Here is a 4,505-nt window from a genome sequence, read left to right on the forward strand (position 1 = left end):
CGTTGCCGGTGCACTGGGGATTCGGCTCGGAGGCTATAACGTCTATCACGGCGTGCGCTCCTTTCGAGCATATATGGGCGAGGGGCTACGACCGCTGGAGTCGGAGGATATCCGGCACACGATCCGGCTAATGTTCACTGTGTCCAGTATGTTTGCAGGATTGTGTCTGCTAGGAGCCGCAGGCTGTTTTGCCTTGGAATGGACGCAGTGAGGAGTGACGCCATTTTGAAACAAGCTATAGAAGGAAAAAGGGAACCAGGATGCGAACAAAGTCTGAACTCGCAGCAGGATATGGAGCCGTATCCTGCTAATGAAGATTCGCAATGGGATCTGGAGCTTGTGCTGGTACGTCACGGCACAACCCTGTGGAACAGAGAACGTCGATATCTGGGACATTCTGATATCAGTTTGCTGGCGGGAGCAGAGCAGGAATTGGAGCCAATGCGTGAGAGGCTTCAAGGTCGGTCATTTGCTCGAATTTATTGCAGTGACTTGAGGCGGTGTCGCCAGACTTTGCAGATCATTTTGCCGGAATCAGCATTGAAATCTGGACGTGCCCTATCGGCTATGCCTCCTATTATGGAACCACGCCTGCGAGAGCTTGATTTTGGCGAATGGGACGGAAAAACGTATGACATGCTTAAGAGTGTGGCATTGTATCGAGCTTGGATTGATAAGCCGCAACGCATCACGCCTCCTGGAGGAGAGTCTTGGGTACATTTTGAGCATCGTTTGCGCGATTTTCTGGACTCTCTGTATGAGTGGCGTTTTGCTATGGAGGCTCAGCCAATAAGTTTGGCTGATGCTCCTCCCTCTGTTCTCGTCGTCACGCATGGTGGCGTCATTCGTCAGTTGGCTTGTATGCTGATACCTAGGCATGATTTTTGGAGCCTAAATCCGGAACCGGGAGCTGCACTCAGCATCCAGTTGAGGTTGGCAGAGCCGCACAAGTTCATAGCGAAGATACTTCCTCATTCGTTAGACAAGGGCTGGTAAATAGGCTGTTTGGGTTGTAAGCAGTCTCTTTTTAACCTATAATCATCAAGTAAAAGAACGGCTTGACTAACACTACATCAAATATCCAGCAGACGAGGTCAGCGCAGTGTAATCGAATTTTCCTTCACGCGCTGTTAAAAGGGAAGCCGGTGTGAATCCGGCGCGGTCCCGCCACTGTAAATGGAAAATGCCTGTTAAAGCCCTGCTTTATGTGCCGTCAGGCATATAAAGGAACATAGGCTGCGGCATCTGCCATAAGTCAGGATACCTGCCCGTCCGCCTCTCACCATAATCCTTCGAGGAAAGGATGACGTGTTCGCAGTGACTGTCCATGCGGAGGAAGCTGCCGCCTGCGCAATGATCTGCGCTAACGTGACCCCTGTGTCCTGATATAAGGATACGGGGGTTTTTTGAAGGGAAGGAAGGCTGGATTTAGAAGATATCGGATGAGGTTCAAGCGCTCTTACGATTTATTATGGAGGGGTGTAAATCATGTCAGAGAAAAAAATAAAGGTCTGGACAGCAGGCTTATTGGCTTTAGTCTTGGTGGTTGTACTGAGTGCATGTGGCGCGAATGGAAAAAACGCCGAAAATCAAGGGAATCAGGCTTCTTCGCAGCAGGCAGGACAGACAGCAGCTGTACAGGAGCCTCCGGGCAAAACGGTTTACCCGTTAACGATTAAGGACGCAACAGGACAGGAGTTCACGTTCAAAAAAGCGCCGGATAAAATCGTTTCCGTCTCCCCGGCAGAAACCGAGGCTTTGTTCGCCATCGGGCTGGATAAAGAAATTGTCGGCGTAGACGACTATTCCGATTATCCGGAAGCGGCTGGGAAGAAGCCCAAAATGGGCGGTATTATGAAGCCGAATGAAGAAGCGATCATTGCTGCGAATCCAGATGTTGTTTTTGCAGGGATATCTCTTAGCGAGCAGGCTACGACCAAGCTGCGTGACATGGGAATTATGATTTTTAAAACTGAACCCAAAACAGTTGAAGATGTCATAGCCAACATCGAATTATATGGGAAAATCACCGATCATCAGAAGGAAGCAAGAACGGTGACCGACAAGATGAGAGCAGACGTAGCGGAAGTGAAGAACGGTGTTAAAAATATCGGCAAAGGGCAGAAGCTGCGAGTGTACGTTGAGTTTTCACCTGGCTGGACGGTTGGCAAGGGCGAGTTTATGGACGAGCTAATTACGCTGGCGGGCGGCGAAAATGTAGGTGCGACGCAGAAGGGCTGGTACCAGATCAGTGAGGAAAATATTATTGCTGCGAATCCAGACGTGATTTTGTATAGCAAAAGTGTCAAGGATGACAAAACAGGTCAAACGCTCGGGGAGATCATCAAAGCCCGCAGTGGATGGGATCAAATCTCGGCTGTTCGCAATAACCGTGTTTTTGCCGTGGATGATAATTTGGTCAGCCGTCCGGGTCCACGCGTGACAGAAGGTCTCAAGGAAGTGGCCAAGGGCGTGTATCCTGAAATTTTCAAATGAACCGTAGACTGATCGGCTTTGGAGGGACAGGTCTGGTCTTGCTGCTGTTGACGCTGCTGCTCTGTCTCGGCATTGGCTCAGCCAGGCTTCCGGTCAGCCAAATCACAGGTATTCTGATCAATCATCTACCGGGGTTAGGTGAGACGTTTACACCGGATTGGAATACGTCCTCAGAACAGATTATTTTGAAGGTCAGACTGCCACGGGTGTTACTCGGAATGCTGGTAGGTGCTGCGCTTGCGCTGGCAGGAGCCGGATTTCAAGGTGTGCTGCGCAATCCGTTGGCTGATCCGTACACGCTTGGGGTGTCCTCGGGTGCTTCGGTAGGAGCGGCGGTGCTGATTTATTGGGGGCTTCAGTTTTCTTTTGTTGGCATATGGACGCTGCCGCTGGTGGCGTTTTTCACCGGAATGCTGACGCTGTGGATGGTGCTGACGCTGGCACGGGAAGGTGGAAAGATTCCGACACAAAGTCTCATTTTGTCGGGTGTGGTGATGCAATCTTTTCTGGGAGCGGTTGTTTCCTTCCTGACAGCCATGTCGAAGGAGACGGTCAATGAAATATTGTACTGGACGATGGGAAGCCTTAGTCTGCGTGGTTGGTCGTATACGGGAATCCTTTTACCTTACGTGGTTATAGGCTTGGTGTTTCTGTGGAACCGGGCACGGGTGCTGAATATTCTGGCTTTGGGTGAGCGTCAGGCGGCTCATATGGGCGTTCATGTAGATGCCACGAAGCTATCTGTGCTGATCGTATCCACGCTGCTGACCGCTGCTGCTGTCTCGGTATGTGGAGTCATTGGTTTTGTAGGACTCGTCGTACCGCATATCATCCGTCTGGTTACAGGTCCCGATTATCGGATAATTGTTCCGTTGTCCGCGCTGGGTGGAGCTATTTTTATGGCTTGGGCAGACACTGCGGCTCGCACACTGCTCGCTCCAACGGAAATCCCTTTGGGTGTAATGACGGCCTTCGTTGGTGCTCCGTTCTTCGCGTACCTCCTGTATCGGAACAAAAAGCTGCGCAGGGGGGAACTGCTGTGACAGAACAAAGTGAATCACAGAAGACGCATATTCGAGCATTAGAGGTAGCTGGCCTGACTCGTGCTTTTGGAGAATTCCATGCGTTAGAGAATATAAGCTGGAGCGTAGATGAGGGGTCTTGGTGGGGGATTATTGGTCCGAACGGCAGTGGAAAATCGACCTTGCTGCATTTGCTTTCCGGTGTAGATCAGCCAACCTCGGGCAGTGTTCATATCTATGGTAAAAAGGTCGGCAGCTACAGCAGAAAAGAGCTTTCCCGACTTTTAGCCGTACTCCAGCAGGAGGGGCTTCCTCCCGTAGGATACACCGTCAGGGAAGTTGTAGAAATGGGACGGTTTCCTCATCAGGACTGGCTGGGCAGAGAAAAGGGAGTGGATGTTGACTTTATCACGGATCGCGTGCTGGAGCGTTTGGGTCTTGCCTCACTGGCGGACAGAGCATTGGATCGCCTGAGCGGGGGGCAGCGGCAGCGTGTAGCCTTGGCAAAGGTGATGGTGCAGGAGCCACAAATATTGCTGCTGGACGAGCCCACGACCTATCTGGACCTGCGCTATCAGCTTGAATTTATGGAGCTGCTGGCAGAATGGCGGCAGGAAACGGGTGTGACGATCATTGCGGTCCTGCATGATCTTAATTTGACGGCCCAATTTTGCGACGATTTGCTTGTGCTCAAGGATGGAATGATTGAAGGGGTGGGAGCCTCAGCGGAGTTGTTAACCGAGGAGCGAATTCGCCGTGTATACGGTGTTGAGCCTGTGATGCTTCCTCATCCTGACAGCGGTGTACCGCAGCTTTTGCTGCGCAGAAGTGCTCGTAATACATGTAGATGAGTTGGAGATTTTATAACACTTATAAAAGAAGCAGGGAGTGGAAGGTATGAGCGAAAAGCTGCGTCAGCTGATTAATAGCATAACCCCGCCGGACGAGGTGGCGGCTTCGGCCGCATCACAGCATCTGGACCAATTA

Annotated in this window: 4 protein-coding genes, 1 pseudogene and 1 riboswitch; all 5 genes and pseudogenes read left to right on the top strand. The window is 51.2% G+C overall.

The window, feature by feature from the left end; translation table 11 throughout:
- Positions 1-211: pseudogene (locus WG8_RS28120) on the top strand (adenosylcobinamide-phosphate synthase CbiB); the annotation flags it as partial.
- 14 nt (positions 212-225) lie between these two features.
- A complete protein-coding gene (locus WG8_RS06800) occupies positions 226-996 on the top strand; it encodes a histidine phosphatase family protein (RefSeq protein WP_007429397.1) in 771 nt (256 codons plus the stop codon).
- Between the two features lie 78 nt (positions 997-1,074).
- Positions 1,075-1,285: riboswitch (cobalamin riboswitch) on the top strand.
- 203 nt (positions 1,286-1,488) lie between these two features.
- A complete protein-coding gene (locus WG8_RS06805) occupies positions 1,489-2,496 on the top strand; it encodes an ABC transporter substrate-binding protein (protein WP_007429398.1) in 1,008 nt (335 codons plus the stop codon).
- Positions 2,493-3,539, top strand: coding sequence for a FecCD family ABC transporter permease (locus tag WG8_RS06810; protein ID WP_007429399.1), 1,047 nt, complete (start codon positions 2,493-2,495; stop codon positions 3,537-3,539). The genes WG8_RS06805 and WG8_RS06810 overlap by 4 nt, the downstream gene beginning before the upstream one ends.
- On the top strand, positions 3,536-4,369 hold the full coding sequence (locus tag WG8_RS06815) for an ABC transporter ATP-binding protein (protein WP_007429400.1): 834 nt from the start codon (positions 3,536-3,538) through the stop codon (positions 4,367-4,369). The genes WG8_RS06810 and WG8_RS06815 overlap by 4 nt, the downstream gene beginning before the upstream one ends.
- Positions 4,370-4,505 lie beyond the last annotated feature (136 nt).

Source organism: Paenibacillus sp. Aloe-11 (assembly GCF_000245715.1).
GTDB lineage: Bacteria > Bacillota > Bacilli > Paenibacillales > Paenibacillaceae > Paenibacillus > Paenibacillus kribbensis.